The organism is Pectobacterium brasiliense (genome assembly GCF_016950255.1).
Taxonomy (GTDB): Bacteria; Pseudomonadota; Gammaproteobacteria; order Enterobacterales; family Enterobacteriaceae; genus Pectobacterium; species Pectobacterium brasiliense.
This window is the reverse complement of sequence record NZ_JACGFN010000002.1, coordinates 534,170-559,837: the sequence shown is the minus strand read 5'-3', so window position 1 is coordinate 559,837 and position 25,668 is coordinate 534,170. Positions and strand designations below refer to the sequence as shown.

The 25,668-nt window shown below is 51.3% G+C and carries 27 protein-coding genes, 2 tRNA genes and 1 rRNA gene; 11 read left to right on the top strand and 19 right to left on the bottom strand.

Annotated features, from left to right (window positions below; all coding sequences use genetic code 11):
- Positions 1-85 precede the first annotated feature (85 nt).
- The 3 genes from rrf to H4F65_RS17085 all read left to right on the top strand — a co-directional run bounded on the left by rrf (position 86) and on the right by H4F65_RS17085 (position 1,353).
- Positions 86-201, top strand: a 5S ribosomal RNA gene (rrf, locus tag H4F65_RS17095).
- Between the two features lie 52 nt (positions 202-253).
- Positions 254-330, top strand: a tRNA-Asp gene (locus H4F65_RS17090).
- 234 nt (positions 331-564) lie between these two features.
- Positions 565-1,353 carry an endonuclease/exonuclease/phosphatase family protein gene (locus H4F65_RS17085; protein WP_039320697.1) on the top strand — a complete coding sequence of 263 codons (789 nt, stop codon included), beginning with the start codon at positions 565-567 and terminating at the stop codon, positions 1,351-1,353.
- A gap of 67 nt (positions 1,354-1,420) precedes the next feature.
- On the opposite strand, the gene mltD is transcribed toward H4F65_RS17085, so the two are convergent.
- Positions 1,421-2,794 carry a murein transglycosylase D gene (gene mltD / locus H4F65_RS17080; RefSeq protein WP_010280829.1) on the bottom strand — a complete coding sequence of 458 codons (1,374 nt, stop codon included), beginning with the start codon at positions 2,792-2,794 and terminating at the stop codon, positions 1,421-1,423.
- A 70-nt stretch (positions 2,795-2,864) separates the two neighbouring features.
- Positions 2,865-3,620, bottom strand: coding sequence for a hydroxyacylglutathione hydrolase (gloB, locus tag H4F65_RS17075; protein WP_010280826.1), 756 nt, complete (start codon positions 3,618-3,620; stop codon positions 2,865-2,867).
- A 43-nt stretch (positions 3,621-3,663) separates the two neighbouring features.
- On the opposite strand from gloB, the gene H4F65_RS17070 reads away from it, so the two are divergent.
- Positions 3,664-4,374: a class I SAM-dependent methyltransferase gene (locus H4F65_RS17070; RefSeq protein ID WP_010280824.1), complete on the top strand. Its 711-nt coding sequence runs from the start codon at positions 3,664-3,666 to the stop codon at positions 4,372-4,374.
- 19 nt (positions 4,375-4,393) lie between these two features.
- Here H4F65_RS17070 and rnhA read toward each other — a convergent pair whose 3' ends face one another.
- Complete coding sequence (gene rnhA / locus H4F65_RS17065) at positions 4,394-4,960, bottom strand: ribonuclease HI (RefSeq protein ID WP_167740028.1); 567 nt, start codon at positions 4,958-4,960, stop codon at positions 4,394-4,396.
- On the opposite strand from rnhA, the gene dnaQ reads away from it, so the two are divergent.
- Entirely contained in the window at positions 4,914-5,651 is a 738-nt protein-coding gene (gene dnaQ, locus H4F65_RS17060) for a DNA polymerase III subunit epsilon (RefSeq protein ID WP_010280817.1), read from the top strand. The genes rnhA and dnaQ overlap by 47 nt on opposite strands.
- Positions 5,652-5,823: 172 nt before the next feature.
- Positions 5,824-5,900: transfer RNA gene (locus H4F65_RS17055), tRNA-Asp, on the top strand.
- Positions 5,901-6,021: 121 nt separating this feature from the next.
- On the opposite strand, the gene nrdF is transcribed toward H4F65_RS17055, so the two are convergent.
- From nrdF to H4F65_RS17020, 7 genes are all read right to left on the bottom strand, one after another.
- The gene (gene nrdF, locus H4F65_RS17050; protein ID WP_010280814.1) at positions 6,022-6,984 is read right to left on the bottom strand and encodes a class 1b ribonucleoside-diphosphate reductase subunit beta; all 963 of its coding nucleotides are present in this window, start codon (positions 6,982-6,984) and stop codon (positions 6,022-6,024) included.
- A gap of 24 nt (positions 6,985-7,008) precedes the next feature.
- Positions 7,009-9,171, bottom strand: coding sequence for a class 1b ribonucleoside-diphosphate reductase subunit alpha (gene nrdE, locus H4F65_RS17045; protein WP_052051623.1), 2,163 nt, complete (start codon positions 9,169-9,171; stop codon positions 7,009-7,011).
- Positions 9,168-9,575 (bottom strand): class Ib ribonucleoside-diphosphate reductase assembly flavoprotein NrdI, encoded by a 408-nt coding sequence (gene nrdI / locus H4F65_RS17040; protein WP_010280810.1) that lies wholly within the window; start codon positions 9,573-9,575, stop codon positions 9,168-9,170. The genes nrdE and nrdI overlap by 4 nt, the downstream gene beginning before the upstream one ends.
- A gap of 9 nt (positions 9,576-9,584) precedes the next feature.
- Complete coding sequence (nrdH, locus tag H4F65_RS17035) at positions 9,585-9,824, bottom strand: glutaredoxin-like protein NrdH (RefSeq protein ID WP_010280808.1); 240 nt, start codon at positions 9,822-9,824, stop codon at positions 9,585-9,587.
- Positions 9,825-10,536: 712 nt separating this feature from the next.
- Positions 10,537-11,331, bottom strand: a complete 795-nt coding sequence (gene speD / locus H4F65_RS17030) for an adenosylmethionine decarboxylase (RefSeq protein WP_010280801.1) — start codon at positions 11,329-11,331, stop codon at positions 10,537-10,539.
- Between the two features lie 41 nt (positions 11,332-11,372).
- Positions 11,373-12,236: a polyamine aminopropyltransferase gene (speE, locus tag H4F65_RS17025; RefSeq protein ID WP_010280798.1), complete on the bottom strand. Its 864-nt coding sequence runs from the start codon at positions 12,234-12,236 to the stop codon at positions 11,373-11,375.
- A gap of 107 nt (positions 12,237-12,343) precedes the next feature.
- Complete coding sequence (locus H4F65_RS17020; protein ID WP_010280797.1) at positions 12,344-12,691, bottom strand: YacC family pilotin-like protein; 348 nt, start codon at positions 12,689-12,691, stop codon at positions 12,344-12,346.
- 489 nt (positions 12,692-13,180) lie between these two features.
- On the opposite strand from H4F65_RS17020, the gene H4F65_RS17015 reads away from it, so the two are divergent.
- Entirely contained in the window at positions 13,181-14,803 is a 1,623-nt protein-coding gene (locus H4F65_RS17015) for an ABC transporter permease (RefSeq protein ID WP_010280796.1), read from the top strand.
- Between the two features lie 4 nt (positions 14,804-14,807).
- The gene (locus H4F65_RS17010; protein WP_010280794.1) at positions 14,808-15,893 is read left to right on the top strand and encodes an ABC transporter ATP-binding protein; all 1,086 of its coding nucleotides are present in this window, start codon (positions 14,808-14,810) and stop codon (positions 15,891-15,893) included.
- On the opposite strand, the gene H4F65_RS17005 is transcribed toward H4F65_RS17010, so the two are convergent.
- On the bottom strand, positions 15,894-16,328 hold the full coding sequence (locus H4F65_RS17005) for a GNAT family N-acetyltransferase (protein WP_039320705.1): 435 nt from the start codon (positions 16,326-16,328) through the stop codon (positions 15,894-15,896).
- A gap of 152 nt (positions 16,329-16,480) precedes the next feature.
- On the opposite strand from H4F65_RS17005, the gene hpt reads away from it, so the two are divergent.
- Positions 16,481-17,014, top strand: a complete 534-nt coding sequence (gene hpt, locus H4F65_RS17000) for a hypoxanthine phosphoribosyltransferase (RefSeq protein ID WP_172644812.1) — start codon at positions 16,481-16,483, stop codon at positions 17,012-17,014.
- 59 nt (positions 17,015-17,073) lie between these two features.
- Here the strand turns inward: hpt and can are convergent, their stop codons facing one another.
- On the bottom strand, positions 17,074-17,715 hold the full coding sequence (gene can / locus H4F65_RS16995) for a carbonate dehydratase (RefSeq protein ID WP_010280785.1): 642 nt from the start codon (positions 17,713-17,715) through the stop codon (positions 17,074-17,076).
- Between the two features lie 137 nt (positions 17,716-17,852).
- Here can and H4F65_RS16990 point away from each other — a divergent pair, with 137 nt between their 5' ends.
- The gene (locus tag H4F65_RS16990) at positions 17,853-18,791 is read left to right on the top strand and encodes an ABC transporter ATP-binding protein (RefSeq protein ID WP_010280781.1); all 939 of its coding nucleotides are present in this window, start codon (positions 17,853-17,855) and stop codon (positions 18,789-18,791) included.
- Positions 18,788-19,558 (top strand): ABC transporter permease, encoded by a 771-nt coding sequence (locus H4F65_RS16985; RefSeq protein WP_010280776.1) that lies wholly within the window; start codon positions 18,788-18,790, stop codon positions 19,556-19,558. The genes H4F65_RS16990 and H4F65_RS16985 overlap by 4 nt, the downstream gene beginning before the upstream one ends.
- A 206-nt stretch (positions 19,559-19,764) precedes the next feature.
- On the opposite strand, the gene panD is transcribed toward H4F65_RS16985, so the two are convergent.
- From panD to dksA, 7 genes are all read right to left on the bottom strand, one after another.
- A complete protein-coding gene (gene panD, locus H4F65_RS16980) occupies positions 19,765-20,145 on the bottom strand; it encodes an aspartate 1-decarboxylase (protein WP_010280773.1) in 381 nt (126 codons plus the stop codon).
- Between the two features lie 16 nt (positions 20,146-20,161).
- On the bottom strand, positions 20,162-21,016 hold the full coding sequence (panC, locus tag H4F65_RS16975) for a pantoate--beta-alanine ligase (protein WP_010280771.1): 855 nt from the start codon (positions 21,014-21,016) through the stop codon (positions 20,162-20,164).
- An 80-nt stretch (positions 21,017-21,096) separates the two neighbouring features.
- Positions 21,097-21,894, bottom strand: coding sequence for a 3-methyl-2-oxobutanoate hydroxymethyltransferase (panB, locus tag H4F65_RS16970; RefSeq protein ID WP_010280769.1), 798 nt, complete (start codon positions 21,892-21,894; stop codon positions 21,097-21,099).
- A gap of 104 nt (positions 21,895-21,998) precedes the next feature.
- A complete protein-coding gene (gene folK / locus H4F65_RS16965; RefSeq protein WP_010280767.1) occupies positions 21,999-22,532 on the bottom strand; it encodes a 2-amino-4-hydroxy-6-hydroxymethyldihydropteridine diphosphokinase in 534 nt (177 codons plus the stop codon).
- Positions 22,529-23,941 (bottom strand): polynucleotide adenylyltransferase PcnB, encoded by a 1,413-nt coding sequence (gene pcnB, locus H4F65_RS16960; RefSeq protein WP_205536111.1) that lies wholly within the window; start codon positions 23,939-23,941, stop codon positions 22,529-22,531. The genes folK and pcnB overlap by 4 nt, the downstream gene beginning before the upstream one ends.
- 139 nt (positions 23,942-24,080) lie before the next feature.
- Positions 24,081-25,013: a tRNA glutamyl-Q(34) synthetase GluQRS gene (gluQRS, locus tag H4F65_RS16955; protein WP_010280762.1), complete on the bottom strand. Its 933-nt coding sequence runs from the start codon at positions 25,011-25,013 to the stop codon at positions 24,081-24,083.
- Between the two features lie 128 nt (positions 25,014-25,141).
- Positions 25,142-25,597: an RNA polymerase-binding protein DksA gene (gene dksA / locus H4F65_RS16950; RefSeq protein ID WP_010280759.1), complete on the bottom strand. Its 456-nt coding sequence runs from the start codon at positions 25,595-25,597 to the stop codon at positions 25,142-25,144.
- Positions 25,598-25,668 lie beyond the last annotated feature (71 nt).

Genomic DNA, 25,668 nt, shown 5'->3' with positions numbered 1-25,668 from the left:
CTTGTTCAGAGATTGGTTCTGGTGGTTGCGTGATGACAAGAGAGAGAAAGTCAGCACAGTAACGGCTGGAATGAAACAGAATTTGCCTGGCGGCGATAGCGCGGTGGTCCCACCTGACCCCATGCCGAACTCAGAAGTGAAACGCCGTAGCGCCGATGGTAGTGTGGGGCTTCCCCATGTGAGAGTAGGGAACTGCCAGGCATCAAATTAAGCAGTAAGCCGGAGCAATCTGGTGGTTGTAGAGAAATTCGGTGGAGCGGTAGTTCAGTTGGTTAGAATACCTGCCTGTCACGCAGGGGGTCGCGGGTTCGAGCCCCGTCCGTTCCGCCACTTATTATGCAGAAGCCCTAAGTTAACGCTTAGGGCTTTTTCATATCTGAATATTAGAATTTGTATATGAATTCGCCTCTTTCTCCTTATCTTCTTTTGTGTTTTTGCCGATCATTTCATTTTTCCTACCTTATCGCCGAGCGTACATTGTAAGTCTGCGATAAAATTCTATAACAGAAGAGTGCTCTTTTTTGATAGGGTATTTAGAGTATTGAAACTGATAGTGGATTAGGCGTGCGGAAAAGAACCTATGCAATGAGGTATGTTGCCGGCCAACCAGCCGAACGTATCTTCCCTCCCGGGGAAATGCATTATCCGGGACAAGTGCTACCGACAAGCTCATTGTTGCTGGAGGGTGATGTTTTACGCGTAATGGTGTGGAACATTTTTAAGCAACAACGAATGAACTGGCTTTCCGTGTTGCAGAATTTCGGTAAAGGTACCCAGCTAGTTCTGTTGCAGGAAGCGCAAAGCACGCCAGAACTCATCCGTTTTGCAACCACCAACTACCTTTCTGCCGATCAGGTTCCTGCCATTATTCTCCCGCAGCATCCATCTGGTGTGATGACGCTATCAGCGGTTCAGCCAGTATATTGCTGTCCTTTACGTGAAAAGGAGCCCCTGTTGCGTTTGGCTAAGTCCTCTTTGGTGACGGTCTACGCGCTTCAGAATGGCCAGAGGCTGATGGTTATCAATATCCATGCGGTCAACTTTAGCTTTGGTGTTGAGGTTTATACCAAGCAGTTGGCTGCGATTGGGGAACAACTCTTACATCATCAAGGGCCAGCTATTATGGCTGGAGATTTTAATGCGTGGAGTCAGCAGCGTATTAACGCACTTAATCGGTTTGCGGCAAGGATGGGGTTGCAGGAGGTACATTTTGTTGATGACCAACGGCGAAAGGCGTTTGGTCGGCCGCTCGATTTCGTCTTTTACCGTGAGCTGACCGTTAACCAGTCTTCTGTATTGGTGACTCAGGCTTCAGATCATAACCCACTGCTCGTTGAATTTAGCCTGAATTAATCGTTATAAAAAAACAGCCCTCCACGGATGTAGAGAGCTGTTTTTCGTTACCAATTCTGATATGACGTTAAGAATCAGGTTTTATGTTGCTGCTAACATAAAGCGTCAGACGATCGCCTGGCTGGATGTTGGCATTCTTGTTGATAACCGTATTCCAGCGCATCACATCAGCGATATTTACGCCGTGACGTTTAGCAATACTTGCCAGTGAATCACCCTTCCTAACCTGGTAGGTGATAGAACTGCTATTGCCTGATGCTTTGGCAACTTGCAATGTCTGGCCAACCTTGAGCGCACCAGCGCTACGCAGATTGTTCCAGCTCTGCAAATCTTTCGTGCTGACATTAAGCCGTGCCGCAATGGCTGATAAGGTATCACCTGAGCGTACCTTATACTGCTGTGATGCTGGCGTTGACTGTGTTTGCGCTAAGCGTGTTGGTTGAATCGCGGCGATGTCACCATCAGCCAGTGAATCTTTCAACTGCTCAACGTGAGCTTTAGGAACCATAATGTAATGTGGCCCATTTGGCGCGGTAACATTACGCTTATAGCCCGAGTTATAACTCTTCAACTTATTCAACGACAAACCCGCCATTTCAGCGGCTTGTGTCAATTCTATCTGCTGCCCCAGCTCAACCTTTGCTAATGCGCGGCTTTCATTGGGTTGTGGTAGAGTCACGCCATACTTTTTGCTGTTTTTAAGAATATCGCTCAAAGCCAACATCTTAGGGACATAGATTGACGTTTCCCGCGGTAACGCCAGTGCCCAGAAGCTGGTTGATTTTCCTTTCGCTTTATTCGCTTTCATCGCCTGCATGACGCGGCCTTCACCACTGTTGTATGCAGCAACAGTCAATAACCAGTCGCCATCAAACATCGTGTTGAGTCGTTGCATCATATCCAGCGCAGCCGTCGTAGACGCAATCACGTCGCGACGTCCGTCGTACCACTGGTTTTGTTTCAAACCATAATTGCGTCCTGTACCAGGGATAATCTGCCATAGCCCAGCGGCATTGGCGGATGATGTGGCACTTGGATCAAAAGCGCTCTCCACTATGGGTAGCAGTACCAGTTCCATCGGCATTTTACGTTGCTTAATCTGCTCGACTATCCAGTACATGTACGGCTCTGCCCGTAATGTTACATCGTGGAGATAGCTCTTATTTTTCAAATAACGCATTTTTTGCTCGCGGATCCGGGCGTTTTCCGGAACCTCCATCTTCAGCTCGTCGCCAATGAAGTTCCACAGATCTCGTTGCGCGAGACTATCGTCATCTAGCCATCGCGCGGAGGCCTCTCGACTATCTGTGTACTTTCCTGCTTCACTTTGACTTGCCGAAGACAAACTCTGTGCATGCTGTTTGGGTTGCGAGGTGTCATGTGGTGAGACCTGACAACCCGCCAGCAAGACTGAGGCGATAATCATCGCTTTAGCCTTCATATGTTGGTCAATAGTTGCTTAAAAGACGAGCAAGGATACTTTGATTAGACGAATAGCACAACCTAAACCTTCAGAAGCAGTCTTTCTTGCTGCGTAGTATCTCAAAAACTTGCCAATTCTCTATATTTGCAGGTTCTTTTGATAATTTCTTTTTTAAATCAATCTCATGACAGCGGAGGAATAGGTTGATTCTTCTCTCCAGTCCTAATGTTGTTGGTAAAGTAGACTGCGATTTTTCTCGTATCTGACTGATTTCATGGAGGTAAGCTTCAATAATGGGATCTTCTGGCAATATCGTATTAGAAAATCTTAAGTTTGATAGCGTGTATTCATGAGCGCAGCACACTATCGTATCATCAGGAAATTCTGCTATTTTTTGAATGGATTCATACATTTGCCTCGGTTCGCCTTCAAGAATACGACCGCATCCCGCTGAAAATAGGGTGTCGCCACAGAACAAAAATGGCGCACTGTAGTAGGCAATATGACCAGATGTGTGTCCTGGAACCTCAATTACAGAAAATTCCGAATTTAACAAAGAGACGGTATTTCCTTCTTCCACCAGGCAGGTCGCGCCGCATTTAGCGGTTTCTTTTGGGCCAAAAACAGGCAGATTAGGGTAATGCTTGAGGAGTTCAATGACGCCTCCGACATGATCATTATGGTGGTGAGTGAGCAAAATTGCTTCGGGGACAAGTGAGTGTTGAACTAGCGCATTAAGCACCGGGGGGGCCTCACCAGGATCGACGATCACACAGCGATTTTCTTTATTGCTCAATAGCCAAATGTAGTTGTCCTGAAGTGCGGGGATACTGATAAGATTCATTCATCACCTCTTTTTTCTAGCAGCCTGAGGAAGATAACAGAAGATGAAATTGGCACGAACCCCTCAGACCATTGTTGCACCTGATTCATGGGATGATATCACCTGTGGGCAATTTTATCGCGAGTCGCTTGAGCTGGCTTTGTTGCCGTGGTGGCCAAAACTCTTTGGTTTCCATCTTATCAAGGTCGGGGCGCTGAGTGCAGAAATCAACATAACGGAGTGCGCGATCGCGCATCAGGTTAACGTAGCTCCACACGGTGATAATCTTCATGTCGTGGCTGATGCTCATCAATTACCTTTCTCTGAAAAGTCGATCGATGCTTGCCTGCTTGCCCAAACGCTGTCTTATTCATCGGATCCGCATCGTATTTTGCGGGAGGTTGATCGTGTCTTGATCGATGATGGTTGGTTAATCCTGAGCACGTTTAATCCGATCAGCCTAGTTGGATTGGGTAAACTGATCCCCAGACTCAATAAAAAACATCCTTATTGCAGCCGCATGTTTACTCAAATGCGTATTACGGACTGGTTGGGATTATTGAACTATGAGGTTATCGATCAGACCCATTTTCACGTTACGCCATGGCGAAGAAACAAAGGGAAGTTGAATAAACATATTCCGATGCTGGGGTGTCTGACGCTGATTATTGCCCGGAAGCGCACAATTCCGCTGACGTTTACGCCGATGAGGGCGAGGTTGCGCAAAGCATCAGTGCGCCGCACGGTGGGCGCAACAAAGATATATCGAAGATGAGGCGGACGCCTACGGTGATTTATTCAGCCTGATAACCGGTGTCATCAAGCGTTGGTGCACTGGCGGCAGCGCGAGCGAGTTCATCACAGCGCTCGTTTTCGGGATGCCCGGCGTGTCCTTTTACCCATTCCCAGCGTACGGAATGACGTTGAATCGCGATATCCAATCTTTGCCAGAGATCGACGTTCTTGACCGGTTTTTTATCGGCGGTCTTCCAACCCCGCTTTTTCCAGTTATGAATCCAACTGGTGATTCCCTGACGAACATATTGACTGTCTGTGCTGAGTACGACGTCACAGTCAGTGGTCAGTGTTTCAAGCGCTGCAATTGCGGCCATCAGCTCCATTCTGTTATTCGTCGTAAGACGATAACCAGCACTCAATGCTTTTTCGTGCTGCTTGTAGCGCAGTAGGGCGCCATAGCCGCCGGGGCCGGGATTACCGAGGCAAGATCCGTCGGTGAAAATTTCTACCTGTTTGCGCATCTCTGGTAGACTCTCCCTTATGGTAAAAACGGCAAGTCTGACATAAACGAAAACGATGAGCACTGAAATTACGCGACAAATAGTCCTGGATACAGAAACCACCGGTATGAATATGCTGGGGGTTCACTATGAAGGGCATAAAATTATCGAGATCGGTGCGGTCGAAGTGATTAACCGCCGCCTGACGGGCCGTCATTTTCACGTCTATATCAAACCCGATCGTTTAGTGGATCCCGAAGCGTATAACGTACACGGTATTAGCGATGAGTTTTTGGCTGATAAGCCGACGTATGCGGATATCGTGGATGATTTTCTCGATTTTATCCGTGGCGCAGAGCTGGTTATCCATAACGCAACGTTTGATATTGGCTTTATGGATTACGAATTTCGGCTGCTAAACCGAGATCTTCCTAAGACGGAGACGTTCTGTAAGATCACCGATAGCCTGTTAATGGCGCGGAAGATCTTTCCCGGTAAGCGTAATAGTTTGGATGCGCTTTGCGATCGCTATCAGATAGATAACAGCAAGCGTACGCTGCACGGCGCATTGCTCGATGCCGAGATTCTGGCAGAAGTTTATCTGGCGATGACCGGTGGCCAGACGTCACTGACTTTTTCGATGGAAGGTGAAACGCAGCAGAAGAGTGAGAATACCGAAACGATCCAGAGAATCGTCCGCCCTCAATCGGCGTTAACGGTACTTTACGCCGATGAGGCAGAGCTATTGGCGCATGAACAACGTCTGGATCTGATTGCTAAAAAAGGCGGGAGTTGCCTGTGGCGGGCAGAATAGCGCCGCTGCGATATTCGCCCTTTGCGCAGTAAAAAGAATCGGTTGATCGCGTTGCGGGTGAGAGAATAGACATCAAGATGAAATTATAAGCAAACAGAAACGGTTAGTTATAAAAAGCATTGACGTAATAGTGCCGTCATCTTAGTATTCATCCCGCTCAGTGAGCACGAGTGGAGCGGTAGTTCAGTTGGTTAGAATACCTGCCTGTCACGCAGGGGGTCGCGGGTTCGAGCCCCGTCCGTTCCGCCACTTATTATGAAAGCCCTGAATCAGCAATGATTCGGGGTTTTTCATTTTCTGGGGTGTAAAAAATTGCGGTGAAAAAGGGATGTAGAAAAATGCGGCCACCCGAAAAGCAGCGGCCGTTTTTTTAGAAATCCCAGTCTTCGTCTTCGGTGTTGACGGCTTTACCGATCACATAAGATGAACCCGAGCCAGAGAAGAAGTCGTGGTTCTCATCCGCGTTTGGCGATAGCGCCGAGAGAATCGCGGGATTCACATCCGTCATGCTGGCGGGGAACAGTGCTTCATAACCCAGATTCATCAGCGCTTTGTTCGCGTTGTAGTGGAGGAATTTCTTCACATCTTCCGTCCAGCCGACGCCGTCATAGAGTTCCTGCGTATATAACACCTCATTGTCATATAAATCCTGTAGCAGATCGTAGGCGAAATTTTTCACCTGCTGATGACGAGCGGAATCGACCTTCGCTAACCCGCGCTGGAATTTGTAGCCAATATAGTAGCCGTGTACCGCTTCGTCGCGGATGATAAGCCGGATCAAATCCGCCGTGTTGGTCAGCTTGGCACGGCTTGACCAGTACATCGGCAGGTAGAACCCCGAGTAGAACAGGAACGACTCCAGAAACACGCTGGCGACTTTCTTCATCAGCGGATCGTCACTGCGATAGTGCGACAGAATAATGTCGGACTTTTTCTGTAGCGCCGTATTCTCTTCACTCCAGCGATACGCATCATCGACTTCGCTGGTCAGGCACAGCGTCGAGAAAATAGAGCTGTACGAGCGGGCATGCACCGCTTCCATAAAGCTGATGTTAGACAGCACGGCTTCTTCATGTGGCGTCACTGCATCGGGCATGAGTGTTGGTGCGCCTAGCGTATTTTGGATGGTATCTAACAGCGTTAGTCCAGTGAAGACGCGGATCGTCAACTGACGCTCGCGGGCGTTCAGCGTACTCCACGACGGAATATCGTTAGAAAGTGGCACCTTTTCCGGCAGCCAGAAGTTAGACGTCAGCCGGTTCCAGACTTCCAAATCTTTGTCGTCTTCAATTTTGTTCCAGTTAATCGCCTGGACGCGAGTGAGTGCGGTCATGCTTCGATTTCCTTCCGCGATGGCTTAGAGCGCACAGGACACACAGCCCTGGACTTCGGTGCCTTCCAGCGCCATCTGCCGTATGCGAATGTAATAAATAGTCTTAATGCCTTTGGTCCAGGCGTAGATCTGCGCTTTATTGATGTCGCGCGTGGTGGCGGTATCGCGGAAAAACAGCGTCAGCGACAGCCCCTGATCGACGTGCTGCGTCGCGGCGGCATAGGTGTCGATAATCTTCTGCGGCCCGATTTCATAGGCATCCTGGTAATACTCAAGATTGTCATTGCTCATGTAAGGGGCAGGGTAGTAGACGCGACCAATCTTGCCCTCTTTACGAATTTCGATACGTGACACAATCGGGTGGATGCTGGACGTCGAGTGGTTGATATATGAAATCGAACCGGTCGGTGGAACTGCCTGCAAGTTCTGGTTGTAAATACCGTGCGCAATCACGGATTCGCGCAGTGCCGCCCAGTCCTGCTGAGTAGGAATGTGGATGCCAGCCTGTTCAAACAGCTCACGTGCGCGTGTTGTTGTGGGTTCCCAGGTTTGCTCGATGTACTTATCAAAATACTCACCCGTAGCGTATTTTGAGAGTTCAAAGCCTGAGAAGCGCTGGTTCCGCTCTATCGCTAACGCATTCGATGCCCGAATTGCGTGGAAAGCGACGGTGTAGAAATAAATGTTGGTGAAATCGACGGCTTCTTCTGTGCCGTAAAAAATACGCTCTTTCGCCAGATAGCCATGCAGGTTCATCTGACCTAAACCAATCGCATGTGATTGGTCGTTGCCTTTTTCGATGGATGGCACGGAACTGATGTGGCTCATATCGGAAACGGCGGTCAGCGCGCGGATCGCCATTTCAACTGTCTGGCCAAAATCGGGCGAGGTCATCGCGTTGGCAATATTCATCGATCCGAGGTTACAGGAGATGTCTTTACCAATGTGGCTGTAGCCAAGATCGTCGTCGTACAGACTTGCCTCGTTGACCTGCAAAATCTCGGAGCACAGGTTACTCATATTGATACGGCCGTGAATCGGGTTCGCTCGATTCACCGTGTCCTCAAACATCATGTAGGGATAACCGGATTCGAACTGGATCTCGGCGAGGATCTGGAAGAATTCGCGCGCCTTAATTTGGGATTTACGGATGCGCTTGTCGTTGACCATCTCATGGTATTTTTCGGTGACGCTAATTTCTGACAGCGGCACGCCATAAACCTGCTCGACATCATAGGGCGAGAACAGGTACATCACCTGATTATTTTTTGCCAACTGGAACGTGATATCGGGAATGACCACACCTAAAGACAGCGTCTTGATGCGGATTTTCTCATCAGCATTTTCCCGCTTGGTATCCAGAAAACGCAGAATATCTGGGTGGTGCGCATTGAGGTACACCGCCCCCGCCCCCTGACGCGCTCCAAGCTGGTTGGCGTAGGAGAACGCATCTTCCAGCATTTTCATGATAGGGATAATGCCGGACGACTGGTTTTCAATACGTTTGATTGGCGCACCGGTTTCGCGGATGTTACTGAGCATGAAGGCCACGCCGCCGCCGCGTTTTGACAGCTGAAGCGCGGAGTTAATTGCTCGACCAATCGACTCCATATTGTCTTCAATGCGCAGCAGGAAGCAGGAGACCAGTTCGCCACGCTGCTTTTTACCGCAGTTGAGGAATGTGGGGGTGGCGGGCTGGAAGCGTCCGCTGATGATTTCATCGACCAGCGCGCTAGCGAGTGCAGTGTCCCCTTTAGCGAGGGTCAGTGCCACGAGGCAGACGCGATCTTCGTAGCGTTCCAGATAACGTTTACCGTCAAAGGTTTTCAGCGTATAGCCGGTGTAGTATTTGAACGCCCCCAGAAAGGTTTGAAAGCGGAACTTGTGAGCGTAAGCCTGTTGAAAAAGGCTTTTGATGAAATCGAAGCTGTATTGATCCAGTACATCTGCTTCGTAGTAGCCTTCTTCCACCAGATAACGCAGTTTTTCTTCCAGATTGTGGAAAAACACGGTGTTCTGGTTCACATGCTGTAGGAAATAACGGCGTGCCGCGAGCTTATCCATCTCGAACTGAATATTTCCCTCTGCGTCGTAGAGGTTAAGCATCGCGTTCAGCGCATGGTAGTCGAGTGTATGGTAATCGAGCGAGTGGGCATCCGCGTCGGCCTTGGTTGCCTTTGCACTCACGTGGTCTGTTGTTGCCAAAATTCAGTTACTCCCTTACGCACATTTGCAACGTCTTCTGCCGTGCCGAGCAATTCAAAGCGGTACAGGTAAGGCACCTGGCATTTCTGCGCAATGATATCGCCGGCGATGCAATACGCTGCACCGAAATTGGTATTGCCTGCGGCAATCACGCCGCGCAGATAAGCGCGATTATGCGGATCGTTGAGAAAGATGATGACCTGACGCGGCACAGCCCCTTTCGTGCTGCCTCCGCCGTAGCTGGGGACAACCAGAATATAGGGGCGATCAACTTTCAATGCAGGCTGTTCTGTCGCTATCGGGATTCTCAGGGCTGGCAAGCCAACCCTGGAAATGAAGCGATGCGTGTTTTCCGACTGGCTGGAGAAATAGACCAGCGGGTTCATATTGCCCCCTTACGACAATTGCAGGGCGGCGTTCAGAGTACTGATCTTATCCGGGCGGAAGCCGCTCCAATGATCGTCGGCCGTCATCACGACGGGTACCTGTTGATAGCCCAACGCTCTTACCTGCTGCAACGCCTGTTCATCTTCAGTTAAGTCCACCAGTTGATAGTTAATTCCTTGCTTATCCAGCGCACGGCATGTGGCGTTGCATTGAACACAATCTGGCTTAGTGAAAATAGTAATACGCATGATTTGTATTTACCCTTTGGCGTGAGAGAAGTATGTCGGAGCGGCTATCTTCAGGGCATGTGCACCTGAACCGATCCACTGGGTAGCGACCCGTTACGCGAGTGCTACACAAAGAATACTAGATGTGGGCGTTTTAAATTTCAACCACACAAGATATATGATTTTTAGTTGACCTTATATCAATTAACGCGAACCCAGATGCAGCAAGGCTGAGAGAGAATGCAAGCAAAAAATGCAGAAAGAAATAAATGTGATGTGCATCATTTTTGACGAAATAGTGTGCGACGAAATGAAGGGTAATGTGGGGAAGACAAAAGCCAACATGACTAATCCAGCTTTCCTTTGATAAAAGGTGGCTTCTTAGTAAAGCTTTTTTATGCTGGCTAAGAGACAATTTCGTGCGCAATGATACCGGCATTTTCATGCTACTTCATAGCACGCGCCCGACGCAGGGCGCTTGTATCTTTCTCAGTCGCCGCCGCCCTGCGAACCCAGGCTTCCGGCTAAATTATGCCGCTACGCGGTTCCATCTGTGCCCATGCCCGCTTTTCGAGCCACCAGCGACATGCTCCCGGCATGGCGCTGGCTTTCGCGACGTCCTGTCGCTCACTCGGCGGTCAAGCGCACCGCTGCATAATTTTTACGCCGGATAACGGCAAAATCCTTGATGCCCTTATATTTGTGACTAAGAGATACACCCTATGTGTATTGATTACAGGACGGGTAGGTTTCTGCCGTAATAGATTTCCTGCATTTCGTGATACAGCAGATCGGTGATTCTTTTCCGTTCGGTAGCGCTGAGCTCTTCAGGGCTGACGTTGAACAGGTAGTGTTTCAGGTCGAAGTCTTTCAATAACATCTTGGTATGGAAGATATTTTCCTGATACACGTTCACGTCCATCATGTGATAGAGCGATTTCATGTCCTCGGACATGAAGTTCTGAACCGAATTGATCTGATGATCGATGAAATGCTTTATACCGTTGACATCACGGGTAAATCCCCGCACGCGATAGTCGATGGTCACAATATCGGATTCAAGCTGGTGGATGAGGTAATTCAGCGCCTTCAGCGGTGAAATGACGCCACAGGTAGAGACTTCGATATCTGCACGGAAGGTACAGAGTCCGCCTTCTGGGTGGCTTTCCGGATAGGTATGGACACAGATATGGCTTTTATCCAGATGGGCAACAACGGAGTTAGGCAGCGGTCCCGGGTGTTCTGAGGTGTCCACGTCACGCGGATCGATGGGTTCTTCGCTGACCAGAATGGTCACGCTGGCACCTTGTGGGTCATAGTCCTGACGCGCGATGTTAAGGACGTTGGCACCGATAATTGAGCAGGTTTCAGTGAGGATTTCTGTTAAACGGTTAGCGTTATATTGTTCGTCGATATAGGCGATATAACCATCGCGATCGTCGGCCGTTTTGGTGTAACAGATATCGTAGATACAAAAACTCAGGCTTTTCGTCAGGTTATTAAAGCCGTGTAGCTTCAGCTTGTGCAATTTACGTCACCCCCTTGTGGTTGTGATTCCCTAAGTGTGGATTATTGCGCATTCTGTAGCGCGCTCAACAGATACTGTGGCAGGGCAAAGCTGCCGATGTGAACATCAGGTGTGTAATAGCGACAGGCGATAGCGGATTGCGCAAAACGCTGGCGTAGCGTGATGGCGTCTATCTGGCGCAGCGCCGGGTTATTGCTGGCCCAGGCGAACGTCATAATGCCGCCGTAGTAAGTTGGGATCGCTGCCTGATAAAAGCTGACATCTTTGAAATAGTGGCCGAGCTTTTTATGGCTGCCGACGGCTTCATCCTGTTGCAGGAAGCACACGCCATTCTGAGCGACGAAAATTCCGCCTTCGTTCAGGCAGCGGGCGCAGCCCTGATAGAAATCGGAGGTGAACAGGCTTTCTCCGGGGCCGATAGGGTCGGTGCAATCGGAAATAATGACGTCAAATTTTTCGTTGCACTGTCTGACGAAGTTAACGCCGTCATCAATCACCAGATTAAAACGCGGGTCGTCATAGCTACCTGCGCTGTGATTGGGCAGATATTGGCGACAAAATTCCACCACGCCGGCATCGATTTCTACCATCGTGATATGTTCGACGCCGCGGTGCCGGCAGACTTCCCGCAGCATACCGCCATCGCCGCCACCGATAATCAGTACGCGTTTGGCGCTGCCGTGTGACAAAAGGGGAACGTGGGTGAGCATTTCGTGATAGATGAATTCATCGCGCTCGGTGGTTTGCACCACGCCGTCAAGCGCCATCACGCGACCTAATGCGTCGTTTTCAAAGATGATGAGATCTTGATGATCGGTCTTTTCGTGATACAGCACGCGATCAACCGAAAAGTACTGGCCAAAGTTGGCATGCAGGGTTTCATACCAAATTTCTTTCTGGGACATGTTAGGGCTTCCTCCGCGATAACAGCCATGAAAATTGGCGCGCCATCATAGCTGACTCTTTTGCCGCTTGCACGGTCAAATTTCGGTCAGCGCGGAGGAGGGGGGAACTACTGTGCGTAGGAGAGCAGACCCAGTGAATTACGTGCCAGTGACTGGCATTTCTTTGGTGTCGGGATAGCGATTTTACTCAGATCGCGATAGCTGTCTTCACCCATCGCCGTCATGTCGTACGCGCTGTAATTGCTGAGATCCCAGCGGTTTTGCTGAGCAAAAGCGACCAGCGTCCGACGAATCTGTTCATTCGGCAGGTCTTGATAGCCACAGTGGTTTTTCAGATAAACAAAGATCGCGGTTAGATCGGCCAGATCTTCCGCTTCAAATTCATTCAGCGCCTTGCTGGCGGAAGAGAAGCTCATCAGGCTTAGCAGGAGCAGAGCCAGCGCAGAGTTTTTCATGGTTGAACCTGTTCCAAATGTTGTCAGATGACGTTATCACAGATATCCCATGAGGTTCCAAGTTTTCTTACGTGAAACATCTGATATCCCCGTCATTCTTCAAGCTGCATGTGCGTTGGCTTTCCTCGCTCACCCCAGTCACTTACTTATGTAAGCTCCTGGGGATGAATGAGAGACATCCTGTCTCTCACCAGAGGCCAGCCGCTGGCTGGTCAAATTCGTTCCTGACGAATTTGTCGCTGTGTCGCCGCCTGCTTGCAACTCGAATTATTTAGGGGGTTGCGATAAAAAATGAATAGCGGAAAGGGGGAAAACGCATAATCGCAATCTATTGAAATGGTTGGTTTTTATTTTATTGGCAGTCGGTGATGGCAATCGCCTTGGGTTAATCGCAGGATTAAAGCCCATTTATCGCTGTTTGATACGATGACGCCGCCGTCAGCCTCTGTTATTAATAACAGCGATCTCACCTAATACAGTTTTTATTCTATGATCTCCGGTGTCTGGCGCGTCAGTAGTTGGTTGTTGGCGGGACTGTTGCTGCTTCCTTTAGCAACGGTTTTTTATCAGGCTTTTTTTGCCGATGGGATGGGATTTAGCCAACTGTGGCAAATCGGGTTACCCACCTATCTGATACATTCAGCGGTCATCGTGATTGGCACGCTTTTCTTCAGTTTACTGTTTGGGTTGCCTTCCGCCTGGTTTATCGCCATGTACCGTTTTCCCGGTCATCGCGTACTGCAATGGGCGCTTTGCCTGCCGCTCGCGATGCCCGCGTTTCTACTCGCCTACCTTTATACCGATGTGCTACGTCACCTATCCCGGTTGTTGCAGGAAGGCGGGCTGCAGATAGCCTCGTCGTGGGGGGAATCCCACATCGCTGGGCTACCCGTTTCGCTGGGCTGCATCAGCCTGGTGTTGGCGCTGGTGCTTTATCCCTATATTTACCTGCTGGTGCGTGAAGCGCTGGCGAAACAGCCTGCCAGCTTGATTCATTCGGCTCGATTACTGAATCAAACACGTACCCAGGTTTTACGCCGCTTATGTTTGCCTATTGCACTGCCTGCGATTGCCTGCGGTGGCGCGCTAGTAGTGGTTGAAACGCTGGGCGATTATGGCGCGGCGTCTTATCTTGATACCCCAACTATGACAACGCAGGTGCTGGATATCTGGCAGAAGCAGGGCGATCTCGGCGCGGCAGCACGCGTTGGCGTGTTGATTTTGCCTGCGATCTTCCTCCTGATGTTTCTGGTTAATGTCTGGCGTCGTAAACAGAGAATTTATCAAGCTCAAGCCAATCCTTCTCAGGTGGTTCCGCCTGTGTTGGTCGGGTGGCGCAGCAAGGCGGTTCGCAGTTACTGCTGGGGCATCGTTTGTCTGTCATTTGTGTTCCCGGTGCTATATCTACTCTTTCTAGCGCTCCGACACATGATGTCGGTATGGGATATGGCGTTCCTCCATGCAGTGATGAATAGCCTGTTAGCCTCTGCCATCGCAACTTTCATCATTACGCTAATGGCGCTGTCGTTTATCTTTTACACGCGCACGGCTGGGATATTTGCTAATCAGACACCGGTTCGGCTGGTCAGTCTGAGTTTTGCTTTGCCCGGCGCGGTACTGGCTGTCGGACTGTTTACCCTACTGTCGCTGGTGGACAGCGGAATTAATCTATTTGCCAGCGCGGCTGGGTTACCTCCCGCGGAGGCTTTGCTGGCGGGATCGCTGTTTATTCTCATCCTCGCTTATAGCGTTAAATTTGGGCGCCTGATGCTGGACAGCCTTGAGCGCAGCATGGAAGGTATTCCGCGATCGCTGGACAGTGCGAGTCTTGTTCTGGGCGCTTCTCCCCTCAGCCGCTGGTCACGCGTGCATATTCCGCTGTTGCGCCGCAGCCTGTTTATTGGGGCGCTGCTGATTTTTACAGAAAGTATGAAAGAGCTAAATGTCTCGCTACTGCTGCGCCCTTTCGGGATTGATACGTTGGCAACGTATGTTTTCCGCTTTACGGCGGATGAGCAGATTGCGTCATTTGCCTTTCCTGCTCTGGTGCTGGTAGCGGTAGGGCTAATCCCTGTTTTCTGGCTGAATCGCGCACTGAATATAAAAGGATAATCACATGGCCGCGCCGATAGATATTCTGAGCGTTCAGGCGGTAAGTTGTACGTTGCAGCAGTCTCCCGTGTTGGAGAACATCTCATTTGCCGTGCGCGACGATGAGACGATCTGCCTGTTGGGGCGAAACGGCTGTGGTAAAACGGCGCTATTACAGGCTATCGCTGGCCTGCTGCCGATTACTCAGGGCAAGATTTTGCTGGAAGGTGAACCCGTCAGCTCGCCGCAAGCGTACGTCCTGCCCGAGCTGCGTCAGGTTGGCCTGATTTTTCAGGACTACGCGCTCTTTCCGCATCTGACGGTGGAAGGCAACATTGCGTTTGGTTTGTATGGCCGCCCGGACAGCGAGGTGAAGCCAATCTGTGCGGAGATGCTGACGCTCTTGCAACTGGATGAGGTTGCCACACGTTATCCACACGAGCTATCGAATGAACAGCAGCAGCGTTTGGCGATTGCCCGTGCGCTGGCCTGTGAGCCGAAACTGCTGTTGCTGGATGAGCCGTTTCCCGGTCTGGACAGCCAGACCCGCTACCGCCTGATCACCGAATTGCGGCAGATTCTCAAACAGCGTCATGTTGCGGCGGTTTTCGCTACGCACAGCCGGGAGGAAGCTTTTGCCTGCGCCGACCATCTGATTCTGCTGGATGAAGGGAAGATTATGCAGCAGGGTTATCCATCCGAGCTGTACCATCGCCCGAATAGCCGCTTTGTCGCTGATTTTATGGGGAACACGAACTATTTACCTGTGAAAATTATGAGCGACCATCAATGGCAAAGCCCATTGGGCGATCATCAGGCGACCCATCCGCTCAATCAGCCGATGGATTCACAATGCGACTGGATGGTACGCCCGGCAGACGTGGCGTTGGCGCTCGATCCCGATGGTCCGGCGTCGATCGAAGATAGGCTATTTATGGGCACATCAAACTTGTATCGGGTGAAGATGGGAGAACTGATGCTGCTGGTGCAGACCGGCAACTGGTTTGAACCGGGACAGCAGGTGCGTTTAAGCATTAAGACGGATCCGCCAGTCTTGTATCCTGCTTTACCCGCCGTCAGCACTCCGGCTGACGGCTCTGAAACGAAATGATTACGCCTCTGCATGCAGGTCTGACGCAGGCATGATCCAGGTGCTATTGTGTTTTTCAAACCCTAACTTCGGGTAGTAATCCACCGCCAGCGGCGCGGCCAGCAAAATAATTTTGCAGCCTTTTTCAAGCTGCTGAGCGGTTTGTTGAATCAGCTTCTTGCCTATTCCCGCGTGCTGACAGTCCTCTGATACCGCCAGATCGGACAGATAGCAGCAAAAATGAAAATCCGTCACGCTGCGCGCGATCCCAACCAGCGCTTCCCCTTGCCAGGCGGAAACCAGCAGGTTGGTGTGCTTAAGCATACCTGCAATTGCCGTCTCATTATCCAGCGGGCGGCGCGACCCCAATGACGTTTTCGCCAACAGCGCAATGAACTGCTGACTGGAAAGCGGGACATTCACTTTGTAGCAAACATCCACCGGTGGTGTGCTCATGGTGTCTCCTTCATGGTGTGGTTTCTGATATACTTCGCGCGCTTGGGCATTGCCCAGACTGATTCAAAAGTCAGCATTGGCGCATCATCGATAATGAGTCTGTCATTCTACCGAGGGTGCTGAATACCTTACTTCAAAGAGTTATCAGTATGATGAAACATACCGTGGAAGTCATGATTTCTGAGCAGGAAGTGATGGCGCGGGTTACCGAACTGGGGCAACAGATCAGCGAACACTACCGTGATAGCGGCAGCGATATGGTGCTGGTGGGGCTATTGCGTGGATCGTTTATCTTTATGGCCGATTTATGTCGGGCGATTGACGTCCCTCACGAGGTGGATTTCATGACGGCATCCAGCTATGGCAGCGGTATGAACAGCACGCGCGATGTTAAGATCCTGAAAGATCTGGATGAAGATATTCGCGGCAAAGATGTGTTGATCGTTGAAGATATTATCGACTCGGGCAATACGCTGAGCAAAGTGCGGGAAATTCTGCAACTGCGTGAGCCAAAATCGCTGGCTATCTGTACGCTGCTGGACAAACCAGAGCGCCGTGAAGTGGCGGTGAAAGTCGAGTGGGTTGGGTTCTCGATCCCTGATGAGTTCGTTGTGGGTTACGGCATCGACTATGCCCAGCACTATCGCCATTTACCTTACGTCGGCAAGGTTGTTCCACAGGAATAGCGTATCAGATAAGGCCGATGCCGTGAGCGACGCCCAGCGAATGGGCGTCAGACAGCGTATCAAGGCAGGGAGGAAATCGCGCGGCGATAACGCTGTTCCAGCGTCTCCCGGTTGGTCGCCGTCACTTCCAGATCGCGCAGACGGCCATCCTGAATACCGTAAACCCAACCGTGGATCGTGACTTTCTGCCCACGCTTCCAGGCGGACTGCATGATGGTGGAGTGGCCGAGGTTATAAACCTGCTCGACAACGTTGATTTCACAGAGCGTATTCAGCCGCTGTTCGGGAGGCAATTCCCCCAGCAGCGAACTATGCTTGTACCACAAATCACGGATATGCAGCAGCCAGTTGTTAATCAAACCCAATTCTGGGTTTTCCACCGCCGCCTGAACACCACCGCAGCCGTAGTGGCCGCAGATAATGATATGTTCGACTTCAAGAACTTCGACGGCATATTGCACGACAGACAGGCAATTGAGGTCGGTGTGAATAACCAGATTGGCGACGTTGCGGTGAACAAACAGTTCACCAGGCTCAAGGCTGGTCAGACTTTCCGCAGGTACGCGACTGTCCGAGCATCCAATCCATAGAAAACGGGGTCGTTGTGCCTGCGCCAGACGTTCAAAATAGCCAGGATCCTCTTCCACCATCGTTTTAGACCAAAGCTGGTTATTGGCGATGAGCGTTTCAATTTCTTTCATGAAAGTAAATGACCTGTAACAAACAAGGGGCAGTGAGGAGTAATATAAGGCAACATGCGTCGTTTGAAAAACGATAGTTTATCTCCGTCATACTTCAAATTTGTAGAATTCACTGATAATAAGGCAATCCATTTCTTATGACATATGCACTGGAACTGGCGCAACTAACCAAAACCTATTCGGGAGGCGTCCAGGCGCTACGGGGGATCGACCTGAACGTGGAAGCGGGGGATTTCTATGCGCTTCTGGGGCCAAATGGCGCGGGAAAATCGACCACGATTGGGATTATCAGCTCGCTAGTGAATAAAACGGCCGGTAAAGTTCGCGTTTTCGGCTATGACCTTGAGCTGGACAAAGTGAATGCGAAACGCCAACTGGGGTTGGTCCCGCAGGAATTTAACTTCAATCCTTTCGAAACGGTATTACAGATTGTGGTTAATCAGGCTGGCTATTATGGCGTGAAACGGCAGGATGCATTGCAGCGTGCCGAAAAATACCTGAAACAGCTCGATCTGTGGGAGAAACGCAACGAAAAAGCGATGATGTTGTCCGGCGGGATGAAGCGTCGCCTGATGATTGCGCGTGCGTTAATGCATGAGCCTAAGCTGCTGATTCTTGATGAGCCGACCGCAGGTGTGGATATCGAATTACGTCGCTCCATGTGGGGCTTTTTGAAGGAACTGAACGCGCAGGGCACCACGATTATCCTGACGACGCACTATCTGGAAGAAGCGGAAATGCTGTGCCGCAACATCGGGATCATCCAGCGGGGAGAGCTGGTGGAGAACACCTCGATGAAGCAGCTGCTTGCTCAGCTGAAGTCCGAAACGTTTATTTTCGATCTGGCGGCGAAAAGCCCGCTGCCACAGCTTGAAGGCTATGCGTTTCGCCTGATGGATACGTCAACGCTGGAAGTGGATGTGATGCGTGAGCAAGGCCTGAATGCGTTATTTAGCCAGCTAAGCGCGCAGGGGATAACGATATTAAGTATGCGTAATAAAGCGAACCGGTTGGAAGAGCTGTTTGTCACCTTGGTTAATGGAGACGGGGCGAACGGTAAGGGAGAAAAGGCATGATGCATTTGTATTGGGTAGCGCTACAGAGTATTTGGGTGAAAGAAGTCACTCGATTTGGGCGTATCTGGATTCAGACGCTGGTGCCGCCAGTGATCACCATGACGCTGTATTTCATTATTTTCGGCAACCTGATCGGCTCACGTATTGGTGATATGCATGGTTTCACCTACATGCAGTTTATCGTGCCGGGCCTGATCATGATGGCGGTGATTACCAACGCCTATGCCAACGTCGCTTCTTCTTTTTTCAGCGCCAAGTTTCAACGCAATATTGAAGAATTGCTGGTCGCTCCAGTGCCGACTCACGTGATCATTGCGGGCTATGTTGGTGGGGGGATTGCGCGTGGCCTGTGCGTTGGGGTTCTGGTGACTGCTGTATCGCTGTTCTTCGTCCCGCTGCATGTTCATGCCTGGTGGATCATTGTTGTGACGCTCTTGCTGACGGCGACGCTGTTCTCGCTGGCAGGCTTATTGAATGCGGTGTTTGCAAAAACCTTTGATGATATCAGCCTGATTCCGACGTTTGTGTTAACGCCGCTGACCTATCTGGGCGGGGTGTTTTACTCGCTGACGCTGCTGCCGCCGTTTTGGCAGGCCGTTTCCAAGCTGAACCCGGTGGTGTACATGATTAGCGGTTTCCGCTATGGCTTCCTCGGGATTCAGGATGTACCGCTGCTGTTCACGATGTCGGTGCTGATTGCCTTTATCGTGGCGTTTTATCTGCTGGTCTGGTGGCTGATTGAACGCGGCCGCGGGCTGCGGACGTAGTGTGTCAATTCTGCAAATGAGAAGGCGGTGGTAACACCGTGTTAGCTTTTTGGCAGACTGATCTAAGAAATGAAAACGGTAGTAATGGAATAGAAGAGTAAAGCGTCCGCGCCAGGGATGGCGCGGCTCGAGCTTACAGGGAGGTACTTGCAGCGTCTTTACGATCTATCCATTACTAACGCTCGATTTCGTCATAAATTTGGCGATCAGGCAACCTGAACCGGAATCGCCTTTGCCTGACGCTGTAGCTCGTTATCGCCAGAGAAATAGGCAACCTTCGGGCTGTGGCTTCTGGCCTGTTCGTCGGACATCTGCAGGTAGGAGCAGATAATCAGTTTGTCGCCCACGCAGGCAAGGCGAGCGGCAGCGCCGTTCACAGAGATAATGCGTGAGCCTCTTTCGCCCGCAATGGCGTAGGTAGAGAAACGCTGACCGTTATCAACGTTGTAGATATCAATCGCTTCGTATTCCAGAATGCCGGCGGCATCCATAAAATCCTGATCGATGGCGCAAGAGCCTTCATAATGCAAGTCAGCCTGAGTTACTTTGACCCGGTGCAGCTTGCCTTGCAGCATGGTACGTATCATCGCTTGTTACCTCGGTTCATACAGTCAAATCGACCTGGTGGTTATCAATCAATCTGGCCTTGCCTAACCAGGCAGCCATCAAAATCACTGCACGCGTGCTGGCCGCGCTCAGCGGTTGCAGCGTATCTGCATCGCGGATAAACAGTTCATCAGGCGTAAAGCCCGCTTCACGCAGCTTGTCTGCCGCCTGTTCCAGCAAGGTGTCTATCTGGCGATCGCCGTTGTTCAACTGTGTCGCCATATCCATCATCACCTGATGAACATACGGTGCCCGCTGGCGTTCTTCCGCACTGAGATAGCCATTGCGTGAACTCAATGCCAAACCGTCTTTTGCACGCACGGTAGGGACACCAATAATGTCAATGTCATAGCCCATATCGCGGACAAGTTGCCGAATCAGCGCTAGCTGCTGGTAATCTTTCTCACCAAAGCAGGCGATATCCGGCTGTACTATATTGAACAACTTACTGACGATGGTCGCAACGCCCCGAAAATGGCCGGGACGGCTGGCACCTTCCAACATAGAAGACAGGCCTGGCACATCGACAAACGTTTGCGACTCCAGTCCATTGGGGTATATCACATCCGGGCTCGGTGCGAAAACCAGATCGGCACCGCGGCGGTTCAATTTCTCGCAGTCTTCCTGCAACGTCCGGGGGTAGCGGGCTAAATCATCTGGCCGCTCAAACTGCATAGGATTGACAAAAACGCTGACAATAACGATATCGGCACGCGCTCTGGCTTCATCGACCAGCGTCATGTGCCCGTCATGCAAATTACCCATGGTGGGAACTAAAGCAATGCGTTTCCCTTCCTGACGCCAGCGACGAACCTCGCGGCGCAGCAGCAGAGGGGTTTCGATAATTAACACACCCGTACTCCTAAAAAATAGCCTGATTAATGGAATGCTCGTTCTTTAATGAAACGACATTTCTCAATGAAATGAATGTCTCAATGAAACGAATGTTCTTCGGCCGGGTAGAGACCCTGTTCGACTTCTTGTGCATACAAACGCACTGCCGCGCGGATATCGCCACCGCTTGGCGCCAGAAAATTCTTGGCAAACTTAGGCGTCTTGTCGCCGGTAATGCCGAAGGCATCATGCATGACCAGAATCTGCCCGTCTGTCACGTTGCCAGCGCCAATACCGATTACTGGAATCGACAGGGCGTCTGTTACGCGCTTGGCCAGCGCGACAGGCACGCATTCCAGCACGAGCAGCTGTGCGCCCGCTTCTTCAAGCGCAAGCGCATCGGCCAGTAGCTGATTGGCATCGCTTTCGCTACGGCCCTGAATTTTATAGCCGCCGAAGATATTAACGGACTGCGGCGTTAGACCCAGATGACCGCAAACTGGCACGGCACGTTCGGTCAGCATTTTTACCGTCGGGGCAAGCCAGCTTCCGCCTTCCAGCTTCACCATATTTGCACCTGCGCGCATCAGCTCGGCGGCCTGGCTGAACGTTTGTTCTGGCGTGGCATAGGTCATAAAAGGCATATCGGAGAGAACCAGCGCCAGCGGTGCGCCACGGCGGACACACTGCGTGTGGTAAACGATATCGTGTGTGGTCACGGGCAATGTGGAATCGTGACCCTGCACGGTCATTCCCAGTGAGTCACCCACCAGCATTACGCGGATGCCTTGCTCGAAAAACAAGCGAGAGAAACTGGCGTCGTAAGCGGTAATCGTAGCGAATTTTCGCTGATCTTGTTTCCATTGGCGCAAGTGGGAGATAGTCGTCGGTTTCATGACGGTCTTCCTATGTCAATAGGGCGAAGAATTGAGGGGGACATTCTAATGTAAGCCGACGTGTAGCGATATACCCGTCGCGCTTCAAGTTACAGATGGGAGGATTATTCGTGGTCGACTGTTCCGGTCAGCTTCTCGTTATCCCACTCTTTATTATCCCATAGTGTCAAACCGTTGCGGTCGACATGGGTTAACCGCTGGGCGAGGGTTTCGCCGTCGGGGAATGTTAGTTCAGGGGCGATTTCTGCGAGCGGGTAGAGCATGAATTCACGATTCTTCATGTCGTAATGCGGCACGGTCAGACGTTCAGTCTGGATGATGACATCGCCAAACAGCAGAATGTCCAGATCCAACGTGCGCGGGCCCCAGCGATGCTCCTTGCGTTCGCGACCTTGTTCCAGCTCGATAGCCTGTGTGTGATCCAGCAGCGATTCGGCCGCTAATGCGGTTTCCAGTTCAACGACGGCATTGAGGTAGTCTGGTTGATCCTGCGGGCCAAGCGGGCGGCTACGATAAAATGAGGAGCAGCAAACGACGCGAGTGTGTGGAATCGCGTCCAGCGCAGACAATGCCGCGCGTACCTGTTGCAAAGGCTGGGCAAGATTGCTGCCCAGCGCCAGATACACACGGTTCGTCATGCTTGATCTCTGCGTGCCGTTGTCGGTTTACGCGGTCGGCGAGGGCGGGAACGACGGTGTGGTGTCGGGCCGTCATCCAGCGATTTCAGCATGTTTTGCTGACGCGGCGGGGCGGCAACCTGGAATTCTCCCCACCACTGAGCCAGGCGCAGTAGCTCCTGATGGTTTTCGATTACGGCACGCAGGCAAAGCAGGTCATACGCGGCGCGGAATTTAGGGTGTTCCATCAGCTTATAAGCGCGTTTACCCTGACGACGAGACAGACGCGTTTGCAACTGCCAAATATCACGAACTAAAGACGTAATGCGCTTAGGAATGGCCAGAGAACGGCACTGTTCATCCAGTACATCGTTCATCGCCAGCGAGAAGGCATCGAAGTAAGCCAGACCGCTTTCCTGAGCCAGCTTTTGTGCATGTTCAACCAGCGGATACCACAGCATGGCGGAAAACAAAAATGCCGGATTGACTCGCATGTCATTTTGCAGACGCTGATCGGTATTTTTCAGCACCTGTGCAACCATGCGCTCCAATGTGGAATCGCCGTTTGGTGTGAAGTAGCGACTCAGCAGCGGGAAAAGCGGCTGGAACAGCTGGTATTCACACAGCATTTTATAGGTTGGGTAGCCATAGCCTGATTGAAGCAGCTTCAGCGACTCTTCAAACATGCGCGCCGCAGGAATATCGTGCAGCAATGAGGCCAGACGAGGAATCGGCTCAGCGGTTTCCGGGCTGACCGTCATGTTCAGCTTGGCAGCGAAACGGACGGCGCGCAGCATACGCACCGGGTCTTCACGGTAGCGTGTTTCGGGATCGCCAATCATACGGATGACGCCCTGACGCAGATCGTTCAGGCCATCGGTATAGTCACGTACGCTGAAATCAGAAATGCTGTAGTAGAGGCTGTTGATCGAGAAATCGCGGCGCTGGGCGTCTTCTTCAACGGAACCAAAAATATTGTCGCGTAACAGCATGCCGCTTTGGGCCTGCTGAGAGGAGTTTTTGATTTCTTGCTGTTCCTGATGCTGTTCGTGGTGACCACGGAACGTGGCAACTTCAATCACCTCAGGCCCGAACATGATGTGGGCGAGACGGAAACGACGCCCGACCAAACGGCAGTTGCGGAATAACTTGCGCACCTGATCGGGTGTGGCGTTAGTGGTGATATCAAAATCTTTCGGCTTTTTGCCCAGCAGCAGATCGCGTACGCCGCCGCCAACCAGATAAGCCTCGTAGCCCGCTTTGTTCAGGCGATAAAGTACTTTCAGCGCATTCTCGCTGATATCGCTGCGTGAAATAGTATGTTGGTCACGCGGAATCACCGTCAGATGCTGGCGCGGTCCCTCTGATTCGACCATTTCGTTCTCACGATTCAGTACCTTACGACAAAAATTAGCAACTCGGGAAAAGATAATACACCTCGATAGTGATGGATAAATCAACGGCACAGCAAAAAATTTCTGGGAAACGTTTTTGACGTCGACCCAGTGACGGCCTGCAAATGTGACGGCCAAAGAGAGTGCGTCACTAAAAATAGCGGCTAATCATAGCTCACCAATGCCCCTTTGAGAATGCCGATGTGATCGCGGACGGGTTTATTGCCGCCTGTAACGGAACAACATCAAGGGACCAGTGCGCGACAGACCAGGCCAGAAGTGCAGAAAGCGTCATCTCCTGACCGTTCTCCGGCAGCGGTTGGTTCAAGAATTGCAGTGCAGCCAGCAGCACAGGACGTGGATCGCTATTCGGCAGCGCTGGTGCATGATTCTGCTTGGAAAGCTTATTGCCCTCGGTATTCAGCACCAACGGCAGATGAACATAGGTAGGGATCGTGTAGCCCAACTGCTGATAGAGCGAAATTTGTCGCACTGTCGGCTCGATCAGATCGGCTCCGCGCACGATCTCCGTAATCCCTTGGTCGTTATCGTCGATCACGACGGCCAAATTATAGGCAAATAGCCCATCGCGGCGGTGGATAATAAAATCTTCCTGCGCGAGTGCCGTGTCGGCATACAGCTGGCCACGCAATTTATCGTGAAAGTGAAATACCGGCGTTGTCTGGCGCAGGCGTAGCGCGGCGTTATCGGAGGGCAGGTTACGCGTCCGGCAATAACCGTCATAGTGTCCACCTAGCTGCTGAATACGGCTACGCGTACAGGTGCAATAGTAGCTCACTCCCTGCTGCCGAAGCTGCTGAAGGATCTCGCGGTAACGTGTATGCCGCTGTGACTGGTACATCACCTCGCCGTCCCAATACAGGCCGTAATGTTCTAATTGTGCAAGGATACGGGAGGCTGCGCCGGGAATTTCCCGTGGCGGGTCGATGTCTTCAATGCGTACCAGCCAGCGCCCTTGTTGGGAACGCGCTTGCAGATAACTACCTAGTGCGGCGATCAGTGAGCCAAAATGCAGGTCACCAGAAGGAGAGGGGGCAAAACGCCCGACGTAACGATGCGTTTCGGTGAAACCAGTTGTTCCAGACATAAGAGGTTGATGCTATCTCGTCAGCGTTTTATCCAGACAGAAGATAGAGTGATGAACATCATTCATCAGCGGTAGCGTTCCTGGAGTCGGCCCCCGCAACGGGCAGGAGCCGATTCTGGACAGAAAGATTAGCCTGCCATTTGCTTTTCGCGTATCTCTGCCAACGTTTTGCAGTCGATACACAGATCGGCGGTCGGACGTGCTTCCAGACGGCGGATGCCAATCTCGACGCCACAGGATTCGCAGAATCCGAAATCCTCTTCTTCGATTTTCACCAAGGTTTTGGCAATTTTCTTGATCAGCTTGCGCTCACGGTCGCGGTTACGCAGTTCGAGGCTGAACTCTTCTTCCTGCGCGGCACGATCCACGGGATCCGGGAAATTAGCGGCTTCATCGCGCATGTGCGACACAGTTCGATCCACTTCATCCATGAGTTGGTTGCGCCATGCTTCAAGAATACGCTTGAAATGAGCCAACTGAGCGTCGTTCATATACTCTTCGCCCGGCTTCTCCTGGTACGGCTCTACTCCGGCAATTGCGAGAATGCTCAGAGAAGATGTCTTACGGTTTTGCCCTTCTTGCATGTTGCTTCTCCTACATAACACGACACGCATAATACCCTTTTATGTAGCGAAATTGCGGCGTTGTTGGCCAT